Here is a 20,716-nt window from a genome sequence, read left to right as displayed (position 1 = left end):
GTTTGTCTAGCATCATGGCAACATCTTCCAATGACTGTGATCGTCAAGGGATATCTACGATACTGGTAGAACGCTTGAGTAAGTGCTTTGTTTGCCACATTGCCTCCTTGGTCTTGGTGGCGACAACAGAACCCTTTCTCAAACGCTTTCCTGTCCTGGATGTCGCTGTCCCGATATTCATTGCCCGCCACTTGTTGGTGGGTTTTTTTATCTCTGTCAGTCAGACGGGTGGCATCCGCTAGCGTCAGTGATAGGCTTGGCGGCGTTTATGTCTATCGATGACAGGAGTTAATGATGAGTGACGCTTCACGGCAGCATGGCCACCGCGCACCTCAGGTGATTGAGCCCCAAGGGCAGGTGGATGCCTGTGTTATCTGGCTGCATGGATTGGGTGCCGATGGCAGCGACTTCGTACCGGTCGTACCAGCACTTGGCCTTTCGGCTGGCCATGGTGTGCGCTTTGTCTTCCCGCATGCTCGCGAACTGGCGGTTACCGTCAATGGTGGCATGCGCATGCCTGCCTGGTACGACATCCTTGAGATGAATCTCGGACGTCGTGTCGAGGAGTCGCAATTGCGTGAGTCAGCAGCCTACGTGCATGCGCTGATTGAAGAGCAGATTGTGCAGGGTATCGAGAGCCGCCGCATCATTCTGGCAGGCTTCTCTCAAGGTGGCGCAGTGGTCTACGAAGCGGCGTTGAGTTGCGAGCAGCCGTTGGGCGGGTTGTTGGCGTTATCTACCTACTTCGCGACCAGCGCAACGCTTCAACCCTCGGCCGCGAATCAAGGGTTGGACATCAGCGTGCATCACGGCACTCAGGATGACGTCGTGCCGCTCTCACTGGGAGAGGCGGGTGCCGAGAGTGCGCGTGCACTAGGGCACCCGGTTGAATGGCAGGCCTGGCCGATGGCCCATGCCGTCTGTCTGGAGGAGATCGAGGCGATCGGTGAGTGGTTCATGGCGCGTCTGAAGGATTAGCCATAACGTCAGTCGACTGACAGGTATGTAAGCAAAGAGGCCACTGACGGAGAAATTCATCGGTGGCCTCTTTGTTTCTGCGTTATCGGTTGCCCTCAGCAGCGGTATTGATAGGTGAGGGATTCATCTTTGCGCGGGCCAGTGATGCGCCACTTCAAGAGAAAGCCCGTAGCGTTGCCCTTGGTGTCGCGCTCGATGACCAGTGTCGCGGCATACAGGTCATCAATGCACAGATGGGCCTCATGACTGATGAAGTGATCCGGTCCTTTTACGTCATCATTGATCAGGTCGAACAGGAATACTGCCGCATCACGTCCCCGTCGTTCATGTCTGAGTGCAAGGGCATCGCCAGTCGGGGAGAGCTGCCAGCGATAGCGATTGTTGAAGGTGACACTGCTGGGTTGCCCTTCCAGCGTAAACTGGCCCTGCTCGATGAATACCAGGTCGTCTGCGCCATGATTGACGGGTTCTGATTGCACTTCCACCGTTCCGATACCACGCCCTGACCAGGCATTGCGGGATTCAGGCCCCGAATGCGACGAAAAATTCAGCTGGCGAATCTGCGCGAGCAGCGTGTAGAGGGTTACAATAGGTGTCAACTTCTTCTGGCTACCGGGTTTACTCGTCATGTCTTACCTGATTGGTGTCACGGCCCTCTGGGCCTTCTCGTTTTCCTTGATCGGCGTCTATCTGTCCGGTCAGGTTGATAGCTATCTGGCCGTGCTGACGCGTATTCTGCTGGCCTGTCTCATTTTTGTGCCTTTCCTGCGACCGCGTGCCATCTCTGCGCGGATTCGTTGGCAGCTGATGGCGATTGGCGCGATCCAGCTTGGCCTGATGTACATCTTCTTCTATCGCTCCTTCCTGCTGTTGCCGGTGCCGGAAGTGCTGCTGTTCACCATCTTCACGCCCATCTACATCACCTTGCTGGATGACCTGATGCAACGGCGATTGTCGCCATTCTACCTGCTGACCGCCGTGATTGCGGTGATCGGTGCGGCGATCATTCGTTATGACGGCATCAGTGACGGCTTCTGGCTGGGATTCGCGGTCGTGCAGGGTGCCAATCTGTGTTTCGCCATCGGCCAGGTAGCTTATCGCCAACTGTCACCGCAGTTGCCGAAGGATGTCGCACATCGTCATGTGTTCGGCTGGTTCTATCTAGGAGCGCTGGCGTTGGTCATCGTGATGTTCCTGTTGTTTGGGAGTACTGAAAAACTGCCGTCGCAGCCGGTTCATTTCGTGGTGCTCGGCTGGTTGGGTATTGTCGCATCTGGTCTGGGCTACTTCCTGTGGAATAAGGGCGCGACGCGCGTTGATGCTGGGTCTCTGGCGATCATGAATAACGCATTGGTGCCAGCTGGCTTGCTGGTCAACCTGTTGATCTGGAACCGTGATGCCGATCTTGCGCGCCTGGCGCTGGGTGGAGCAGTCATCGTGGCGGCGCTTGCGATCAATCAGGTGTGGGCGCGTAAGCGTGAGCAGAGATTGCGCGTTACGGCCACCACTGACTAAGCGCATTCGGGCGCCGCGTTAATGGACAGGCAGGCAGAGCTAGCATCAGGTGTCAGATAGCGTCAGGTGAGAGAGGGCATGCTTCAGATGCGTCGTCAGACGTTGGAGTGTGCCCTTTTTTTCAGCGGATGGTCGGTCATCAAGTTGCGCTGCATTGAGGCGAAGCCCGGCGCTGCTGGCATTGAATAGGCTGCCGGGCAGTGTCGCGATGCCTGCAAGCAATAGCGTGTGATAGAGCTGCTCCAGTTGCTCGGCCGTCAGCCCTGGCAGACCACACCACTGCAGATAGCCACCACTTGCTGGCGGTAGCCAAACCTGATCACCCAGCTCGCTACGCAGGTATTCGCGCAGCATCTCGAGCCGTCGTGCATAGCAGCGCCGCATGCGGTGTACGTGGCGGCCATAATCTCCACTCGCGATCAGCTCGCTCAAGGCCGCATGCATCCACGGCATGTCGCCCATGCCACTCGCCCAGCGTGCGCGAATCATGCGCTGCATGCCCAGCGGAGAGGTATCGTCAGGCTCGGATAGCCACAGCCATCCGCAACGGGTACGTGGATCAAGTGTCTTGGAGAGCGAGCAGAGTGTGATCAGCACCGGCATTCCACTTTTGGTTTCAGTTCCTCGTTCAGCTTCAGCCCCTGAAGAATGGTGTCGCTTGAGGTCTGTCAGCCACGGGAGCCGGGTGTCAAAGCTCAGCTCAGCAAAGGTCGCGTTCTCGATCAGCATGATCTCGTGATGTGCTGCCAATGACAGCAGGCGCTGGCGGTCTGCCAGGCTCAACTGTCCGCCTAGCGGGTTATGGCCATCAGGTGTCACGATCAGGGCATCCAGTGTGAGCCGGAAGTTGTCGCACGAGACTTCTTCGAGCAAAGGGCTTTCTGGCCGGTCACTTTCCAGCATCAGCGCAAGCGCCTCAATATCCAGCCCGCTATGGGCGTGTGTTGGCAGAGCGATGGCCTGATGACCATTGGCCTCGATGGCAGCCAGTACGCCGAAATAGCCCGGCGCTTCGACCCCGATATGGCAGCGCCCGTGATGCGCGCGCAGCTGCCCAAGGATGAGTGACATGCCTTGCTGTGCACCCTGGCAGATCAGCAAGGCATCGCTATGGCAGGGGTGGCCGCTGGTGGTCAGGTGATGTGCAATCGCTTCTCGCAAGACACGTGAGCCAGGGGGGAGGGCATAGGCGCTGGGATGCTCGTCGTGATGACTGAGATGTTGACGTGCAAGTCGATAGAGTCGCCGTACGGCAGGAGCATCAAGCTCCGGATGTGCAGCACCCAGCGGAGCCAGTGTCGGATCGCTGGCATGTGCCATGGCCTGCCATGCTGGATCACTGATCGTCAGTGTCGATACGGTGTTCGGAATGCTGCCTTTCACATCGCTTTGTGTAGTATTTGCAGGGCTCGTCTGCGTCCCGTGTTGAGGCACAGGGGGGGCATTCTTGTCTGGTTGAGCGACGCGATAGCCAGTGCGCGGATGGGCAATGATGAGTCCAGCGGCTTCCAGTTCACCATAGGCACGAATGACACTGTTGAGCCCCAGTCCTGTCTGCGCTGCTTGTCGGCGTAAGGAGGGCAGACGTTGTCCTGCGATAAGATCACCGTCGTGAATCTGATTTCTCAGACTCTCGGCCAGTTGCTGATAGCGTGGTGGCTGACGATAGTGCTGACTCTCGCTCATGCTGTTCTGTACCTGTTGAATCATCCATTATCTGTATCTTGTATCCCTTGTGGCATTCGCTGCAAGCTGTCGTCAATGATGGGCGATTAACCATAAGCGGTACCTTGCCTTTCTCGCCATTCCTCTAGGTAGTGATCGGGAGTCTGCGTGATGTGGATGCCACTGTCGTTTGTATTGCTCTTTTCGACCGGCTTTATTGCCGCGCGCTTTGGCACGCTGGATGCCGAGCCCTTTACGCTCTTGCTGGTACGCAGTCTGGTGGTCTTGCCGGTGCTGGGCGCGATCCTTCTGTTGCGCCGCCAGCCGCGGCAATGGGGGCGGCGTCAGGACCGATTCGCACAGTCAGGTATTGGCATGTTGCTGCATGGTGCCTATCTCGGCGGGGTGTTCGCTGCAGTGAAAGCGGGGTTGCCAGCCGGCTTGACGGCACTATTGGTCAGTCTACATCCGTTGATTACGGCGGCACTGTCGCTACCAATGTTTGGCGTACGGCTGGGTGGGCGTCAATGGTTGGGCTTGGCGCTGGGCGCGATCGGCGTCTGTCTAGTGCTCGGAGCCGGTCTGCTGAATGATGAGGCTGGAGAGTCTGTTGATTGGCCACTGATTGGGTTGGCCTGGTGTCTCGTGGCGCTCGTGGGGGTTTCGAGCTCCACGCTGTGGCAGAAGCGAGTGGGCGGGCGAATGGGGTTGGTTGAAGGATTGATATTTCAGTATCTCGGAGCGGGTGGTGTCTTTGTCGTGGCGGCGAGCAGTGTCGGCAGCTTCGCCTTTGACCCGACGCCGCGCTTGCTTTTGACCATTGCCTGGCTGGTGATCGCTATCTCGGTCGGTGCGATCTGGCTACTGATGCTGATGCTGGAGCGTGGCGAGGCACATCAGGTCGCGCGTACCTTCTTTCTGGTGCCGCCCTGTGCGGCGCTGATGGCATGGTGGCTATTTGATGAGCAGTGGAGCCCATTGATGGTGGCGGGCGCAGCTCTAGTGGTGGCAGGTTTGGCGCTGGATCGCCCACAGGCAGTGAAGTCACCGGTGGCGCCACAAGTGCCACGTTAGATTTTGGTCATCAGCTGGCTTCCGAGGCTTGAAAGCATCAGCGCCCCGCCGGCCATTCTCGAGGCCAGCGGGGCGCTGTCGTCTGATATGGGTGCTGTGTGCCACGTACTGTGTGCCGGGACGATCAGAAGCGGTAGCTGATGCCGGCCATGGTCACGATGGGGTCAATCTCGACCTTGTCATGGATGCTGCCAGCGACGGTAACGTCGGAATCAATATCCAGATACCAGACGGCGACGTTGGCGGCCCAGTGCTCGTTGATCACCAGATCAGCGCCGATCTGGGCGGCTGCCCCCCAATTATCATCCATCTCGAGCTTAGTGCCGTCGTCGAGAGTTTCATCAGAAAAGTGGGTGTAGTTAATACCGGCGCCGATATAAGGCTGAATACGTGACTGGCTTCCACCGAGCGGATAGTACTGCAGGGTCAGTGTCGGCGGCAGGTGATCCACAGAGCCGGCCTTTTCGCCATTCAGTGAGATGTCATGCTCGAAGTTCTGTGCGGCCAGCAGCTCGATACCGAGGGTATCCGTGAAGCGATATCCCAGTGTGAAGGCAAACGCGCTGTCATCACCGACATCAACATCGGCGTCAATGGCATCAATGCGGCCGTTATCGCTGGTGGGTGACACCTTGGCAACGCCGATGCGGGTCCAGAACTGACCCGCTCCGTAATTGAGCGAACTTGCCTGTTGCTCAGCAGCTACCGCAGGGGTGGCAACAAGACCTGTCAGGCTTGCAAGTGTCGCCAAACCTAGCAAGCGCATTGTGCGCTGACGGCGCTGCTGTGCTCGGGAAACGAGGTGGGGCTCTGAAGAGGTGAGGGGCTTGATGGCTGGCATGATCGCTCCCGAATGGCTGGCTTGAGAAAGAATGAGCCGTCAGTCTAGAGAGAGAGGAAAGTAAAAAGTTGATCTGAGACAAGGGCTTGCGAGCACGTCTAACAAGACATATATACGTTTGATACAGGTCAGTTTTCGCAAGCGACATGTGAAATATGTCGAGGACGCGCTTGCTGTAAGTCATTGAAACACACATACGAAAACGCCGCAGACCTGAAAGGTCTGCGGCGTTTCTACGAGAGCTTGATAAGACTTTACGGATCAACCGTCTAGCGTATCGCCATCTCGCTGCTTACCTAAGTACGTAACGATGTACTTAGAAGCGGTAGGTCACACCGGCGCCGACGGTAACCGGATCCAGTTCGGTGTCGTTGACATCCTGACCGTTGATCTTGGTGTCAGCCTTGACGTCGGCATAACGAGCGAAGCCGTTGACTGCCCAGGATTCGTTGACCTTCAGATCCACACCCAGCTCGGCAGCAGCGCCGTAGCTGTCGTCGATGTCCATGCTTTGTCCGTAAGCGGATTCGCTGGAGAAGTGGGTGTAGTTCAGGCCAGCCCCAGCATACGGCTGGATGCGAGCATCAGTGCCGCCCAGCGGGTAGTACTGAAGCATCAGATTGATCGGCATCTGGCTGAAGTTGCCTTCGCCATTTTCGAAATCGGTGCTGAATTCTTCAGTGGACTGCAGGGCAACTGCCAGCTTGTCGTGGAACATGTAGCCCACGGAACCGGCGAAGCCAGATTCGTCCTTGGCTACCAGGCCATTGCCGTTGTTGGACTTGCCGTCAACCTTGGCAACACCACCACGCAGGAAGATATCACCCTTGCCATAGGCCATTGCAGATTGTGCGCCCATTGCCATGGTGCCAGCGATAACAGTAGCGGTCAGGATCTTGATAGCGTTCATATGTAATTCTCCTAGAAGCATTAGCCTCGTGGGCTTCCTGTCAGCAGTGCCTCGCTATCGTATGGCCTTGGCCGGGTACTCTGCGTGGCTGCGTCGATCAGGGGACGAGACGAACTATAAGAAACACTGTTCTGTTTGGCAAGCATTTTTTTAGAACAATGTTTGAAAACATTTATAGCGTCTTGTTAGCGGATGTTACCGATTATTTCAGTAAACGTGAATGTCTCGAGGCTGAGACTCCAAATGGCGCTGTTGGGAGACATCCGTGTTCATGTTTCTGACAGGTTAATGAGACCTTGGTATTAAGAGGTCTGTGGCGTGAGCGCATACTACACAGTGTGTGTTCACGCCACCAAGGTGCTGATTCAGTGACGCTTGCGTTGGCTGCGCAACTCGAGCTGATTCAGCCAGCGGCTGATCTCTGTTGACTGAGGGGCGGTGTCGCAATATATCGCCAGAAATTGACGCCAATCGTCTTGCTGCCAGTGTGTGAGGCGCCTCCACAGTACATAGAGGTCACGTAGGCACTCATGGCGGCGCAGCACGAAACGCCGCGTCTTCTCGAGGTCGATGATCACGGCGTCCATCTGCTGGTTGGCATCAGAGGATGTTTCCAGGCGATTAAGGAAGAGGTGCTTGGGGAACAGGCAGCCATGCATCATCCCGGCCTGATGTATCTGACGCACCAGGCGAGCACTGGCAGTGATGATTTGCTTGCGACGCGCGCTATCCAGCTCCGGCCAGCGTGCGTGCCAAGTATCCAGATCATCGCGACCGGTCAGATCAAAGGTGATCAGGATGGCGCGCCAGTGCTTACCCTGCTTGCGCTCACCGTACCAACCAGCCTCTACCGCAGGGATGCCTAGCGAGTGATAGCGGCGAATCGCGCGCCATTCACGTGAAAAGGTAGGCTCTCCCCAAGGACGGACTATGCTACGTGCCAAGTGGTTGGTTTGACGTTTGAGGTATAGCCGGTGTGTTTGGCCATCTTCATCCTTCAGCGTCAGCAGCGAGACCGTCGAGACGCCACCGCGTTCACGGTTGGGGATATCGACGTCCTCTGCTGCCACTTGCCAGAGGCGTTCGAAGCTATTGAGCTCATGGTGTACCAACAACTTGGCAAGCGCAGGTTCACAGTAATCGGCATGCCCGCGCGGTGCATTTGCACTGGGGCTGAGAGCGGGAAGTTGAGTCATGGAAAGTGTTCACGAGCCAGGAAGACAATGAGTTGGAGGGATGGCATTCCCTGCGCTCCTCCAACAATGAAGCGTCATCATAGTTAGCCTGCTGGAGAAGGGGTAGTCAGCGGCAGGGCAAAGTTGAGTTGCTGGCGGGTAAAACCTCACGCAGGAGTGTGGTCGATAGTCGCAGTCGCACTATCACTGGGGCGACGAGTCTCCAGTCGAAAAAATGGGTGGTCGCCAGCATTCATGCGGCCTGTGGCCATGCAGGGCCTTTGTGTGTGCGAGATCTGCACTCCCTGCGCCCCTCGCTGCGACAACCTGCCATCTGGAGCGCTGCGCAGGAGCGGTGAAAATGGTGGTCAAGGTTCTAGCACCTGTGTGCTTGCCGGCGAGGGACGGGCCTGACGTCATTCTCCCGTCTTCGGTGGCAAGCGCATGCAGTGACGGCAGTTTGACCGTCCGCCTTATCGCAAAGGGGTAAGACATGATCTCCGATACCGTTGTGGAGTTGTCACGGTTCCAGTTTGGCATGACCGTGCTCTATCACTTCCTGTTCGTACCATTGACCATTGGCATGGCGTTCCTGCTGGCCATCATGGAATCCCTGTATGTCATGACCGGTAAGCAGGTCTATCAGGACATGACGAAGTTCTGGGGCAAGTTATTTGGCATCAACTTTGCGCTTGGCGTGGCCACGGGCCTGACGATGGAGTTCCAGTTCGGTACCAACTGGGCTTACTACTCGCATTATGTAGGTGACATCTTTGGAGCACCCTTGGCTATTGAGGGGCTGGTGGCCTTCTTCCTGGAATCCACCTTTGTCGGCCTATTCTTCTTCGGCTGGGACCGTCTGACCAAGCGTCAGCACCTGCTGGTGACCTGGCTGGTCGCATTTGGCTCCAACTTCTCTGCGTTGTGGATCTTGATTGCCAACGGCTGGATGCAGAATCCGGTCGGCGCGGAATTCAACTTCGAAACCATGCGCATGGAGCTGACCAGCTTCTCTGAGGTGGTCTTCAATCCGGTCGCCCAGGCCAAGTTCGTTCACACCGTGTCAGCAGGCTATGTCACTGGCGCCATGTTCGTGCTCGGTATCAGCGCCTTCTATCTGCTGAAAGGGCGTGATCTCGGCTTTGCCAAGCGCAGCTTCGCCATCGCCGCCGCCTTTGGTCTCTTCTCGGTGGCCTCCGTCATCGTGTTGGGCGATGAGTCCGGTTACGAGGTTGGTGACGTGCAGAAGGCCAAGATGGCGGCTATTGAAGCGATGTGGGAGACCGAGCCAGCACCTGCCTCCTTCACGCTGATTGGTCTGCCGGATGAGGAGACCCAGCACACCGACTACGGCATTCATATCCCGTACGTGATGGGGTTGATTGGCACACGCTCACTGGATACTGAAATACCGGGAATCAAGGAGCTCAAGGCTGAGCACCGCGTGCGTATCATCAATGGCATGAAGGCTTATGACCTACTCGAACAGCTGCGTAGCGGCCAGGATGATATCGCGACCCGTAAAGCCTTCGATGCCGTCAAGAATGATCTGGGTTACGGCATGCTGCTCAAGCGTTACGTCGAGACGCCGTCTGATGCGACACTTGAGATGATTGACAAGGCGACTGATGACTCCATTCCGTCCGTCGCGCCGCTATTCTTCTCTTTCCGCATCATGGTGGCGTGTGGCATGGCCATGCTGTTGATCTTTATCGGTGCCGTCTGGATGACCGCCAAGCACCGATTCGACGTGCGCCCCTTCCTGTGGATCTGCCTGTTATCGATTCCGCTGCCGTTCATCGCCGCAGAAACTGGCTGGTTCGTCGCGGAGTTTGGCCGTCAGCCGTGGGCAGTCGGGGAAATCCTGCCGACCTTCATGGCAGCTTCCAGTCTGGAAGAGTCTGACCTGTGGTGGTCCATCGGGGGCTTCATCGTCTTCTATAGCGTGTTCTTCGTGATCGAGATGTGGCTGATGTTCCACTTCGCACGCAAGGGACCGTCCTCGCTGCATACCGGTCGCTATCACTTCGAGCGCGATGGCATGAGCAACGGTGCCGTGGCGGAAGATGATGGCATGTCTCTCAATCCTTCGCCGTCATTCAAGGAGTAATGGACCATGTGGGATTATGAAATCCTCAAGCTGTTCTGGTGGGTGGCGGTAGGCCTGCTGCTGATCGGCTTTGTCATCACCGATGGCATGGACATGGGCGCAGCGATGCTGATGCCGTTGGTCAGCCGCAGTGACAGTGAGCGCCGTGTGGTGATCAATACGCTTGCGCCGCATTGGGATGGCAACCAGGTCTGGTTGGTGACAGCCATCGGGGCAGTGTTCGCCGTCTGGCCGGTGGTGTACGGCGCTGTATTCTCCAGCTTCTATTTCGCGATGCTGACCATTCTATTCTCACTGTTCTTCCGCCCGCTGGGCTTTGACTATCGCTCCAAGCTCGAGAGCACCCAGTGGCGCGCTTGGTGGGACCGCGGCATCGTGGCGGGTAGCTTGATTCCGACCATGTTCTTTGGACTCATCTTCGGCAACCTGTTGCAGGGTATTCCGCTGGAAGTCGATCAGTATATGCGTGCCAGCTATACCGGAAGTTATCTGGGCTTGTTCAATCCGTTCGCACTGCTATGTGCTGCGCTGTCGATCAGCATGGTGATGCTGCATGGTGGTACCTGGCTGGTCGCACGCGCCGATGATGTCATCGCGGCACGCAGTGCGCGTCTGGTGCAGCCATTGGGACTGTTGACACTGGGCCTGTTCGGGCTGGGCGGTCTGTGGGTGTGGTTGTCAGGCATGGGCTACGGAATCGAGCAGATGGGCGATACCGGTAGCGCACTCCAGTTGCTCGATAAGCAGGTCGGGCCGGGTAGCTGGCTGGACGTTTACAGCAAAGAGCCGCTGACACTGCTGGCACCTGCCAGTGCCGTCGTGGGCGTACTGGCAGCGATGCTGCTGGCAGCCAAGCGCAAGGGCGGCGCAGCCTTTACGGCAAGCTCCCTGGGCACTGGTGGCGTCGTGGCCACTGCAGGCATCAGCATGTTCCCGTTCATCGTGCCGTCCTCGCGCATGGGAGAGGCCAGCCTTACGCTGTGGGATGCGGTCTCCAGCGAGCTGACACTCTCCATCGTCACCGTAGCAGGGGTGGTGATGGTGCCGACCATCATCCTCTATACCACCTGGTGCTACGTGAAGATGTGGCGTCGTGTGACGGTCGATCATATCGACTCGAGCGGGCATAGCCTTTATTGAGCCGTTGTCGCTCGAGTTGAACACTGAGCCACTCTCAGCTGGCAGCCCTTGACGGGGCTGCCAGGCACGAGAAAACATCCTGACAGGTAACAGGCGAGGGCAGTTCCCTCGCCGGGAGGCAACGATCATGTGGTATTTCGCCTGGATTCTCGGTGTACTGCTGGCCTGCTTTGCGGGCATCATCAATGCATTATGGCTTGAGCAGACCCATACCTTTGACGATGATTGAGTAACATGTCGTCTAGCGGCATGCTTGAAGAAGAGGGCATGCCGCCGTCATGCTGATCACCGCTTTGCGGTGACTCGGCCACAAGACAAGGGAGAGCGTACGATGTCACGACCCTGGTATGAATCACGCCCTCCGGCCTGGAGCCGTACACGCCCGGCGCATCTAGCCTCGCTGATACTGGCCTCGCTCGTCGCGGTCTGGATGTTACTAGGCCCCGATGCCATCGCCTCAATGGCGACCGGGCCGCGCTACGTGATGCTACTGATAGCGTTATGGGGGCTGGGCGCTGGCTTCACGCATGGTGTCGGGCTGGTGCCTCATCATCCGCATCGCGCCTGGTTGCTGGGGGCTCCACTGAGTTGGTGCCTGCTCATCATCACGCTGATTGCACTCAGCATGAGCTGATACACGTCACATCCTTGCTGAATGTGGAACATTGATGTGACAGCTCGCTCGTATTCCCTTGGAGATACAAAGGGCCGTCCATGTGATGGCCCTTTGTGTCTCTGCTGTTTACTGTCAGTGGTCTGCCTGCTCGCTACTGCCAAAGTATAAATATCGCTTTACTTGAACTGATCTCTCGCCCTATAACGCCTGTGGTTTATGTGCCATCCCTGCTGATGACAATGCGGTCATGCGATGCAGCTGACATTGTAATTACGGGGGGCGTCCCCACCTTTTGATAGCAACCTCTTTGTCAGATTGATGGCAATACCTCTGGCAGGCATCTTTCATGACGCGCTTTTTTATGGCATGTCTTTACTGATCAAACTTTATTGAATGAGCGCGAGCTCGATGCAGGGGGTGTGGACGGTGGCTGCGTAGATAATCTGCCAATAGAGACTGAGAAGAGGCGCCTTCGAGAGAGACTGGAAATAGTGGTTCGTTAACGCCTGATCCGTGCTGAGAGCGATATATCATGGGTCAATCACCCTTGTAGTGAAGCAGACCTTTTGGGCTTTATTCGGGTCTCTTTTATGGAGGAGAAAGATATGCGATCTCCCACTGATTCGCCCCGTGCACAGACTGATAATGATCGGACAGCATCTGCAACGTATATTCCTCGTGACATGACACGTCGTCAGTCAGGGGATTGGATGCTGTCGCTGGTGGTGCCGGTGATGAACGAAGAAGACACGATTAGCTTGTTTCTGGAGGCGATCGAGGAAACCCTTGGTGACAAGGTGCCGCACCTGGAAATCCTGTTCGTCGATGACGGCTCCAACGATGGCACTCTGACCTGCCTGGAGGCCGCCGCCGCGAGCGACTCACGCGTACGTTATCTGAGTTTGACACGTAACTTCGGTAAAGAAGCTGCGATGAGCGCCGGTATCGAGCAGGCACGCGGTGATGCTGTCGTGCCAATGGATGTTGATTTACAGGACCCGCCCGAAGTGATTCTCGACTTCATTACTCAATGGCAGGCCGGCTATGACATGGTTTATGGCGTCCGAGCAGCCCGCAATGAAGATACGGCGACCAAGCGTCAGACGGCGGGTCTGTTCTATCGCGTCTTCAACCGTGTGACCTACACCGAAATTCCGCGTGATGCGGGTGACTTCCGTCTGCTGGATCGACGAGTCGTTGAAGCGCTACGCCGCTTGCCGGAGCGGAACCGCTTCATGAAAGGGCTGTTCTCTTGGCCAGGCTACCGCTCTGTCGGTGTGACCTACCAGCGCCCGGGGCGTACGGCGGGCGTTACCAAGTTCAATTATTGGAAACTGTGGAACTTCGCTCTCGATGGTGTGGTGAGTTTCTCCACCTGGCCGTTACGTGTCTGGACCTACCTGGGCGTGGGCGTTGCAGCACTGGCCTTCCTCTATATTCTCGTCATTATCAGCAAGACCGTCTTCTTCGGCATCGATGCGCCGGGTTATGCGTCATTGATGGTGGCGGTACTTTTCTTTGGTGGCATGCAGCTGATCTCCATCGGCGTGCTCGGCGAATATCTGGGCAGATTGTTCATGGAAACGAAACAGCGGCCGCTCTATTTGATTGATCACGACAGCCTGCATGACAGTCCGCCGTCAACGAGCTCGGTAGACCGTGGGCTCGATAGTGGTTTGAGCACCGCCCGTGTTGTACGAGGTGTGCAACGTGAGCGCTGAGCACAATACCCAGGATGAGAAAATGGATAGGGGGCAGAAATCAGACGGCGTGGGTTCAATCTCAAGTGCATCTTCAAGCTCGGCTCCGCACGTCGGACAGCGTGCCAAGCAAGAAGCAGGCACTGCAACGCGCTTCGGCTTGGTAGGGCTGGCCGCGACGGGGGTCCATCTGGCGGTCGCTGCCACCATGTTGGCGTTGTGGCCGGGGCTGAATGAATTCATCGCCAACATCGTCGCCTTCTGTATCGCCTTTCAGGTCTCGTTGATCGGCCATCGACGGCTGACCTTCAAGCGACAGGGGAGTGCCTGGCGGTTTGCGCTGGTGGCGGCAGGTGGTTTCGCGCTTAACAATGGCTTGCTGGCGGTGCTGATGCGTGGTCTTGATCTCTCGGGCTTTCTGGCCATTGCGATTGCCACATTGTCAGTCCCGATCGTGACCTATATGGCCTCAAGGCTGTGGGCTTTCAAGGAAGAGCATGCATGAATGACACCGTGGCCGCAGCGGGTCGTACAGTCTTCACGGGCAGTCTGAGGCGTTTTGCAACACAGACCCCCACACCACAAGAGGCGTTATCACGGGCCAAGGCTGCGCGTATTCCCTGGCTACATATTCTGTTGGCGCTGGTCGTCACGCGCGGTGTGTGGCTAGCGATCGCAGTTTACGGTGATCAGAGTTATCTGCATGCGATGGCGCAGTTCGACGGTAGCTGGTTCAAAGGCATCATGACGCGTGGTTATGATATTCAGGCACAGGGGCTGAGCGATGGTGATGCCGGCAATTGGGCCTTCTTCCCTCTTTATCCCGCGCTATTGTGGCTAGTGACGCTGGGCGGGCAGCTCAATCCGGATCTGACGGGCGTATTACTGAGCAATGCGCTGCTGGTCGTGGCGCTGGGTCTGGGGTGTCGTTACCTGGCGATCACGCGGCCCGGCGCATCAATGCAGCTGTTTGTGTGGCTGACGGCCAGCATGCCTTACAGCTTTTACTTCAGTGCTGTCTATTCAGAGACGCTGTTCTGGCTACTGTGTTTTGCCTCATTGATCGATTGGCGCTGTCAGCGCACAGGTCGCGTGATGCTGTGGACACTTCTGTTGTCGCTGACGCGCGCAACGGGAGTGTTCTGGGTGATCGCGATGGGTATCGAACTGCTGGTTCGCTTGCGGTTATTCGCGTTTGTCGAATTATGGCGCCGTCCAGACTGGCTGCTGATTGGCGTGATGGGGCCACTGGGGCTGTTTCTGTTCATGGCAGTGCTCTATTACCAGACTGGCGATGCCTTGGCGTTCAGTCATGTGCAGATTTCGTGGGGCCGCGAGATGGGCAACCCTTTCGTGAACCTCATTGAAGGGCTGAGTTATTGGCTGACTGCACCGGAAACACTCCGTCCCGCCTGGCAGGCCAGCATGGCGCTGGTCGGCATCGGCCTGATGGCTTGGCTGGGTGTGCAGCGTCGCTGGCTGGAGATGGGTCTTGCGGGCTTCACGCTGTTTGTGCCGCTAGCGACCGGCCTTGATGCAATTCCCCGCTATATGATTGGCATGCCGGTGTTTGTGCTGGCGCTGCATGACCTGCTGTCACGTGTGCCACGTTCATTGGCGTGGATGCTGGTGGCTCTGGGCGCGATATTTAATCTGTGGCTGGTGGAGAACTGGTATGACGCAGCATTCTGGCTTGTCTGAGCAAGGCGCCGAGGCGCTCTATGCTGCGCCGCGTATCGCTCACCGTCAGCGCCCGTGGCTATTGCTGATGACTGCCATCGTGCTGGCGTTCGAATTGTCGATGCTATGGCTGGCGCGTGATCCGCAGGTGGATGACCACTATCGACGCTACTTCATTGATCACGCGACAACCTGTTATCGGCCTATAGGCGAGGTGCCGGTAATTGAAATGGGCAATACCTATGCCGTTCGCAAGGGGGAGGTGCTGGGTAACTGCGGCGTGCTATGGGCCGGTTTCTATTCACCCAAGGAGGATCAGGCGGTCAGTGCTCGGCTGGCGGAGGTGACGCTGCGGTTGAAGGTCGCGCCGGGTCTCCATCAGCCAGTGGTGGTCGGCATGGACCTCTCGCGTTATCCGGATAACGCCGAGCCATTACCGGTGCAGGTGGTGGTCAATGGCACCTTATTGACGCATTGGCCTGTCGGCGGTAGCAAAGAGCGTTTTGAGGTCGATATTCCTGAACGCCTGATCGCCAGCGATGGCAGTATCAGCATGACTCTCAAGGGGCCGCCGCCCATCGCACCACGTGATGTAGGCCTGAACGCCAATAAATTCCCGATTGGTTTACGGTTGGATGTCATTGCTCTGCACAGTAGTCCAAGAACGACTACACAGAAGGCTGGCGAGTAGCATGTATTGGCAAGCTGGCACTGACGGCAGGGCCATAGTCAGGTAAATTATGCGCGTTAACGGTGTGACCTGTGGCAAAAGAACCTGTTCAGTCAATGCGAATCTGGTGATCAAGGGTCGCATTGTCATTAAAAAAGCGTCAGGCAGGCATGAATCTGCCACGTAAAGAATGCTCAAGGAGTTGTCGTGGAATTTTTGAATGCCATTCCCATGGAAACTGATCAGCTATTCGAGCTGGCGCTGCTCTGGGGCGGAACCCTGTTGTCAGCACTGGTTGTGCTGGTATGCGGCATGTGGGTGGCCAAGCGTCTGACCCAGTGGGTGACATCGCTGTTGCAGCGTAAAAGCATGGACGAAGCGGCGGCCGGGTTTGTGGGTCAGATTGCCTACGCCATTCTGGTAGTCATGGTATTGCTGACCGCACTGGATCAAGTCGGCGTGGATACCACCTCCATGATTGCGGCATTGGGTGCGGCGGGTCTGGCCATTGGCCTCGCGCTACAAAGCTCGCTGTCCAATCTGGCCTCGGGCTTCTTGCTGATCACGCTGCGTCCGTTCAAGAAGGGCGATTATGTCGAGGCGGCAGGCACTTCTGGCAGTGTCGATCAGATCACCATGCTGCAAACGCGCTTGGTCACGCCGGATAACCGCAAGGTGACCGTGCCGAATTCCAGCGTGATGTCCAATACCATTACCAACTACTCGGCATTGCCGACGCGTCGTCTGGATTTGGTAGTCGGTGTCAGCTATGACGACGATATCCGCAAGGTCAAGGCAGTGCTTGAGGAGTTGGTCGAAGGTGATGAGCGCATCATGAAGGAGCCCTCACATCTGATTGCCGTAGCGGAATTGGCTGATAGTTCGGTCAACTTCAACTTCCGCATGTGGTGCAATGCCTCTGACTACTGGGCACTGAAGTGGGACATGAACGAGCGTATCAAGCTGACCTTCGATGAGCGCGGTATCAGTATTCCTTACCCGCAGCGTGATGTGCATATCCATCATGCGAGCGCTGTTAACGAGTGATATTGTCATCGTCCCAGTGATTTTCGGACGCTCGATCGAAAAAACGCTACCTTCGGGTGGCGTTTTTTTGTGCCCTAATTGGTTACTCTCAAGCAAGGTTGTGTTTCATGACCCTCTGACAGGGAGTGTTGTCTCTTGCGCGTGATAGCAAAATTCACTCAAAACGAACGACGTCAGGCACGCTATCTATTGCTGGCCAGCTTTGTGGTGTTGGGAGTTGGGGTGTGGCCGTTGCTTGGCAGCCATGCGTTATATCTGGATGATATGGGCCGTGCGTTAGACGGCTATTTTGGTTGGAACATCAATGCTCGGCCTGCGGCAGAAGGCGTCATGCGCTTGCTGGGCTTTGGCGATGCGTTGGTCAATATAGCCCCCTTGCCACAGCTGGCAGCATGGGTGATCGCCGCCGTCATGTCGCTGGTATGGTGGCGCCAGGTGCCAGGACTGCATCCGGTAGTCTATGTACTGGGTAATGCGTTGATCTGGCTGACGCCCTTTACGCTGCAGAACTTCACCTATGTTTTCGACAGCTTGCCGATGACGATTGCGCTCGCCAGTGCCGTACTGGCGAGCCTGCTGCTGCGACAGCCATTGTCGTCATGTCCGTCTTCATCACTCCAGTCTTTATCACTCAAGAACCGCTGGCGGCAGCTCATGGTTGCGACGGCGCTGCTGTTAGTGGCGCTATGTAGCTATCAACCGGCGCTGAATGCCTTCCTTGTGCTCAGCTTGCTGGAAGCGTTGTTCAGCGCTTCAGTGAGGCGTTCAGACAATGATCTAGCCTATACCTCGGTCAGTGGCAGCTGGCAGGACTTGCTGCAGCGTGCGGGCGTAGTGATTGCTGCACTGGTGTTGTATCTGCCGTTATCGAGACTGCTGGTAGCGGGAGAGTACAGCCAGCAGCATGGCCGCATGCTCGACCCTGGCGATCTGATGGCGTTACTGGATGGTGCGAGAGGTAACCTGCAGGCGGCAGCCAATGCGTGGCGTGGCGGGATGGATCACGTCAGTCTGGTTCTCAGCATGCTGCTGCTGTTGATCGTACTCATCATGGCGCTGGTGGGCGCTGGCGCGTACAGCAGGAGCGGAGGGAAAGGCGATGCTGGGCGTTCAGCTGGCTGGCGAGAACGAGGACTTGAGGCTTCCTTCAAAAGACTCAGTCGCGGGCTCTGGTTACTGCTATTGATTCCTGCGCTATGGGGGCCGATGTTGCTACTGGCAGAGCCGGTATTTCACTCTCGCACGCTGGTGGCATGGGGGCCGTTGCTCGGCGGTATGCTGATGCTGGGACTGGCAGGACAGGAGAATGTGAGACGGCATCAGCGCTATATGGTTCGCGTGTTGTTGACGGTGGCGGCGCTACTGTTGATGCGTCAATGGTTGATCTTTGCAGCCTGGAGTAACGCACTTACCACCCAGCAGCACTATGAAGCGCAGCTGGCGGAGCGGATCGTGAGGGATGCCAGTACGTTAGGACTGCCGTTGAGCTCTGTACGTGACTCCGCGACCTTCAATCCGTTGTCACCACTCCCGATACTGGTACTCGGCAAGGCGCCCATTGCGCCATTGGCAAGGGTTGCCCAGCGGCAGGTGCCCGCCGTGAAACAGAATTTGATAGCTGCTTTTACGCCGAATAATTACTGGGCAGTGGTGCGTCTACGCACGGCAGGTGCCAGCGCAGTTACCCTGCTGCGTGACCGGAGTCTGAAAATGCAGTTGGCGGAGCGCACGGCTTGCCGTGCTGTGTTCACTACACCATTGGTGCCGTATCAGCTGTGGCAGTCTGATGGTGTATTGGTCATTGATTTTCGTGACATGACACAGGCATGCGTGACCAATGATTGAGGCGCACAAACGTAAAACGCCGCCCCGAAGGGCGGCGTTTTACGTCATGCCGTATGGCAACATCAGAGGCCAGTATGTACACCGGCCAGATCAGTCTCAGGCGTGATTATCAACCTTGTCGAACTCAGCGAGGATATCCTGGCTAGGCTCTTCAGTAGCGATGCTGACCACGTAGATCGCGATGTAGGCGAAGATGACGCCCGGAACGATCTCGTAGAGATCGAAGATGCCACCGGAGAGCTGCTTCCAGACCACCACGGTCACGCCGCCGATGATGATGCCGGCCAGCGCGCCAAAGCGGTTCATGCGACGCCAGTACAGCGACAGGATCAGCGCCGGACCAAAGGCAGCACCGAAGCCTGCCCAAGCGTAGGAGACCAGTCCCAGCACACTGGAATCCGGGTCCAGCGCCAGAATCCACGCGATGATGGCAATGCCGACCACGGCAAAACGACCGACCCAGACCAGTTCAGTCTGGCTTGCATTCTTCTTGAACAATGCCTTGTAGAAGTCGTCCGCCAGTGCAGAGGAGGAGACCAGCAGCTGGGAGTCAGCGGTGGACATCACGGCTGCCAGAATGGCGGCCAGCAACACGCCGGCAACGGCCGGGTGGAAGATGAAGTTCACCATGACCATGAAGATCTTCTCGCTATCGGCCAGATCTTTCGGCACGTAGACGAGACCCAGCAGGCCGATGCAGATGGCCGCGAATAGACCGATGGCAGACCACACCACAGCAATGGTGCGCGCTGCCGGGATGTCCTTCTCGCTACGGATAGCGGCAAAGCGCGCCAGGATGTGCGGCTGGCCGAAGTAGCCCAGGCCCCACGCCAATGAGGAGATGATGCCGACCAACGTCAGCGCCTCACCGGTAGAGGCGTCACGGAACCACTCGAGCAGCAGCGGATTCTCAGCAGTGATGCGTGAGGTCGCTTCTGCTACGCCGCCCATGTCAGTCAGGGCAACAACCGGTACCACGACTAGTGCGACGGCCATCATCAGGCCCTGGATAAGGTCAGTCCACGATACCGCGAGGAAGCCACCGAAGAAGGTGTAGGACACGATGGCAATGGTGCCCAGCGTTACGGCGACGGTGTAGTCGAGTCCGAAGACGGTCTCGAATAGTTTGCCACCGGCAACCAGACCGGAGCTTGTATAGAAGAGGAAGAACAGCAGAATGAAGATGGCTGAAATGACGCGTAGCATCTTGGAATTATCGCGGAAGCGCTTCTCGAAGTAATCCGGTAGCGTCAAGGAGTCGCTGGCGACGAAGCTATAGATACGCAGACGACGTGCCACGATTAGCCAGTTTAGCCAGGTGCCGGCCAGTAGACCGATACCGATCCAGGCAGCAGATAGACCGCTCAGGTAGGCAGCACCCGGCAGGCCCAGCAGCAGCCAACCAGACATGTCAGAGGCACCGGCGGAGATGGCAGACGTCCAAGGACCGAGTGAGCGGCCACCCAGAATGTAGTCCGACATATCGGAGGTGCGCTTGTAGGCCAGCAGGCCAATGCCAAGCATCACCGCCAGATAGACGGCAAATGTGATGAGTATCGTGGGGCTATTTTCGACCATCGTGGAATAAATCCTTTGCGATTATTGTTGTCAGACACCGAACGTTTCATGATCCCTTGGAGACGGCGCCACTCTTGTACATATCAGTGCTGCAGGGATGCCAGTCATTGCCGTGTCGCCTGAAGACTGACCAAATATCAGGCTGAATGACTGGAGCTGACTGCATTCTGAT

Annotated in this window: 19 protein-coding genes; 13 read left to right on the top strand and 6 right to left on the bottom strand. The window is 57.0% G+C overall.

The window, feature by feature from the left end; genetic code table 11:
* Nucleotides 1–294 precede the first annotated feature (294 nt).
* Nucleotides 295–978 (top strand): alpha/beta hydrolase, encoded by a 684-nt coding sequence (locus BF12_RS0107255; protein ID WP_024951702.1) that lies wholly within the window; start codon nucleotides 295–297, stop codon nucleotides 976–978.
* 95 nt (nucleotides 979–1,073) lie between these two features.
* Here BF12_RS0107255 and BF12_RS19140 read toward each other — a convergent pair whose 3' ends face one another.
* Nucleotides 1,074–1,607 (bottom strand): DUF6314 family protein, encoded by a 534-nt coding sequence (locus tag BF12_RS19140; protein ID WP_024951701.1) that lies wholly within the window; start codon nucleotides 1,605–1,607, stop codon nucleotides 1,074–1,076.
* Between BF12_RS19140 and BF12_RS0107245 the strand changes: the two genes are divergently transcribed.
* Nucleotides 1,606–2,493 carry a carboxylate/amino acid/amine transporter gene (locus BF12_RS0107245; RefSeq protein ID WP_024951700.1) on the top strand — a complete coding sequence of 296 codons (888 nt, stop codon included), beginning with the start codon at nucleotides 1,606–1,608 and terminating at the stop codon, nucleotides 2,491–2,493. The two genes, BF12_RS19140 and BF12_RS0107245, sit on opposite strands and share 2 nt — an antisense overlap.
* Nucleotides 2,494–2,538: 45 nt before the next feature.
* On the opposite strand, the gene BF12_RS0107240 is transcribed toward BF12_RS0107245, so the two are convergent.
* A complete protein-coding gene (locus tag BF12_RS0107240) occupies nucleotides 2,539–4,179 on the bottom strand; it encodes an aminotransferase-like domain-containing protein (RefSeq protein WP_169734512.1) in 1,641 nt (546 codons plus the stop codon).
* Between the two features lie 150 nt (nucleotides 4,180–4,329).
* Between BF12_RS0107240 and BF12_RS0107235 the strand changes: the two genes are divergently transcribed.
* Nucleotides 4,330–5,232: a DMT family transporter gene (locus BF12_RS0107235; protein WP_024951698.1), complete on the top strand. Its 903-nt coding sequence runs from the start codon at nucleotides 4,330–4,332 to the stop codon at nucleotides 5,230–5,232.
* Between the two features lie 124 nt (nucleotides 5,233–5,356).
* Here the strand turns inward: BF12_RS0107235 and BF12_RS0107230 are convergent, their stop codons facing one another.
* From BF12_RS0107230 to BF12_RS0107220, 3 genes are all read right to left on the bottom strand, one after another.
* Nucleotides 5,357–5,998 carry an OmpW/AlkL family protein gene (locus BF12_RS0107230; RefSeq protein WP_024951697.1) on the bottom strand — a complete coding sequence of 214 codons (642 nt, stop codon included), beginning with the start codon at nucleotides 5,996–5,998 and terminating at the stop codon, nucleotides 5,357–5,359.
* 391 nt (nucleotides 5,999–6,389) lie between these two features.
* A complete protein-coding gene (locus BF12_RS0107225) occupies nucleotides 6,390–6,983 on the bottom strand; it encodes an OmpW/AlkL family protein (protein WP_024951696.1) in 594 nt (197 codons plus the stop codon).
* A 365-nt stretch (nucleotides 6,984–7,348) separates the two neighbouring features.
* On the bottom strand, nucleotides 7,349–8,179 hold the full coding sequence (locus BF12_RS0107220; protein WP_024951695.1) for a lipopolysaccharide kinase InaA family protein: 831 nt from the start codon (nucleotides 8,177–8,179) through the stop codon (nucleotides 7,349–7,351).
* A gap of 472 nt (nucleotides 8,180–8,651) precedes the next feature.
* Between BF12_RS0107220 and BF12_RS0107210 the strand changes: the two genes are divergently transcribed.
* From BF12_RS0107210 to BF12_RS0107165, 10 genes are all read left to right on the top strand, one after another.
* Nucleotides 8,652–10,268 carry a cytochrome ubiquinol oxidase subunit I gene (locus BF12_RS0107210; protein WP_024951694.1) on the top strand — a complete coding sequence of 539 codons (1,617 nt, stop codon included), beginning with the start codon at nucleotides 8,652–8,654 and terminating at the stop codon, nucleotides 10,266–10,268.
* Nucleotides 10,269–10,274: 6 nt separating this feature from the next.
* Nucleotides 10,275–11,408 (top strand): cytochrome d ubiquinol oxidase subunit II, encoded by a 1,134-nt coding sequence (gene cydB / locus BF12_RS0107205; protein WP_024951693.1) that lies wholly within the window; start codon nucleotides 10,275–10,277, stop codon nucleotides 11,406–11,408.
* Nucleotides 11,409–11,535: 127 nt separating this feature from the next.
* The gene (gene cydX / locus BF12_RS21610; RefSeq protein ID WP_024951692.1) at nucleotides 11,536–11,637 is read left to right on the top strand and encodes a cytochrome bd-I oxidase subunit CydX; all 102 of its coding nucleotides are present in this window, start codon (nucleotides 11,536–11,538) and stop codon (nucleotides 11,635–11,637) included.
* A 102-nt stretch (nucleotides 11,638–11,739) separates the two neighbouring features.
* Nucleotides 11,740–12,042 carry a cyd operon YbgE family protein gene (locus BF12_RS0107195; protein WP_024951691.1) on the top strand — a complete coding sequence of 101 codons (303 nt, stop codon included), beginning with the start codon at nucleotides 11,740–11,742 and terminating at the stop codon, nucleotides 12,040–12,042.
* 587 nt (nucleotides 12,043–12,629) lie between these two features.
* A complete protein-coding gene (locus BF12_RS19135; protein ID WP_024951690.1) occupies nucleotides 12,630–13,745 on the top strand; it encodes a glycosyltransferase family 2 protein in 1,116 nt (371 codons plus the stop codon).
* Nucleotides 13,735–14,229, top strand: a complete 495-nt coding sequence (locus tag BF12_RS0107185) for a GtrA family protein (RefSeq protein WP_141103611.1) — start codon at nucleotides 13,735–13,737, stop codon at nucleotides 14,227–14,229. Before BF12_RS19135 ends, BF12_RS0107185 begins: the two co-directional genes overlap by 11 nt.
* On the top strand, nucleotides 14,226–15,425 hold the full coding sequence (locus BF12_RS0107180; protein WP_024951688.1) for a putative hexosyltransferase: 1,200 nt from the start codon (nucleotides 14,226–14,228) through the stop codon (nucleotides 15,423–15,425). The genes BF12_RS0107185 and BF12_RS0107180 overlap by 4 nt, the downstream gene beginning before the upstream one ends.
* Nucleotides 15,400–16,095, top strand: coding sequence for a hypothetical protein (locus BF12_RS0107175; protein WP_024951687.1), 696 nt, complete (start codon nucleotides 15,400–15,402; stop codon nucleotides 16,093–16,095). Before BF12_RS0107180 ends, BF12_RS0107175 begins: the two co-directional genes overlap by 26 nt.
* Before the next feature lie 186 nt (nucleotides 16,096–16,281).
* A complete protein-coding gene (locus BF12_RS0107170) occupies nucleotides 16,282–17,121 on the top strand; it encodes a mechanosensitive ion channel family protein (protein ID WP_248623635.1) in 840 nt (279 codons plus the stop codon).
* Nucleotides 17,122–17,262: 141 nt separating this feature from the next.
* The gene (locus BF12_RS0107165; protein ID WP_248623638.1) at nucleotides 17,263–18,966 is read left to right on the top strand and encodes a glucosyltransferase domain-containing protein; all 1,704 of its coding nucleotides are present in this window, start codon (nucleotides 17,263–17,265) and stop codon (nucleotides 18,964–18,966) included.
* Nucleotides 18,967–19,062: 96 nt separating this feature from the next.
* Here the strand turns inward: BF12_RS0107165 and putP are convergent, their stop codons facing one another.
* Nucleotides 19,063–20,544 (bottom strand): sodium/proline symporter PutP, encoded by a 1,482-nt coding sequence (gene putP, locus BF12_RS0107160; protein WP_024951684.1) that lies wholly within the window; start codon nucleotides 20,542–20,544, stop codon nucleotides 19,063–19,065.
* Nucleotides 20,545–20,716 lie beyond the last annotated feature (172 nt).

The sequence above is a fragment of the Cobetia crustatorum genome, assembly GCF_000591415.1.
GTDB lineage: Bacteria > Pseudomonadota > Gammaproteobacteria > Pseudomonadales > Halomonadaceae > Cobetia > Cobetia crustatorum.
The sequence above is the reverse complement of the archived record's forward strand: the minus strand, read 5'-3'. Positions and strand labels throughout refer to the sequence as shown.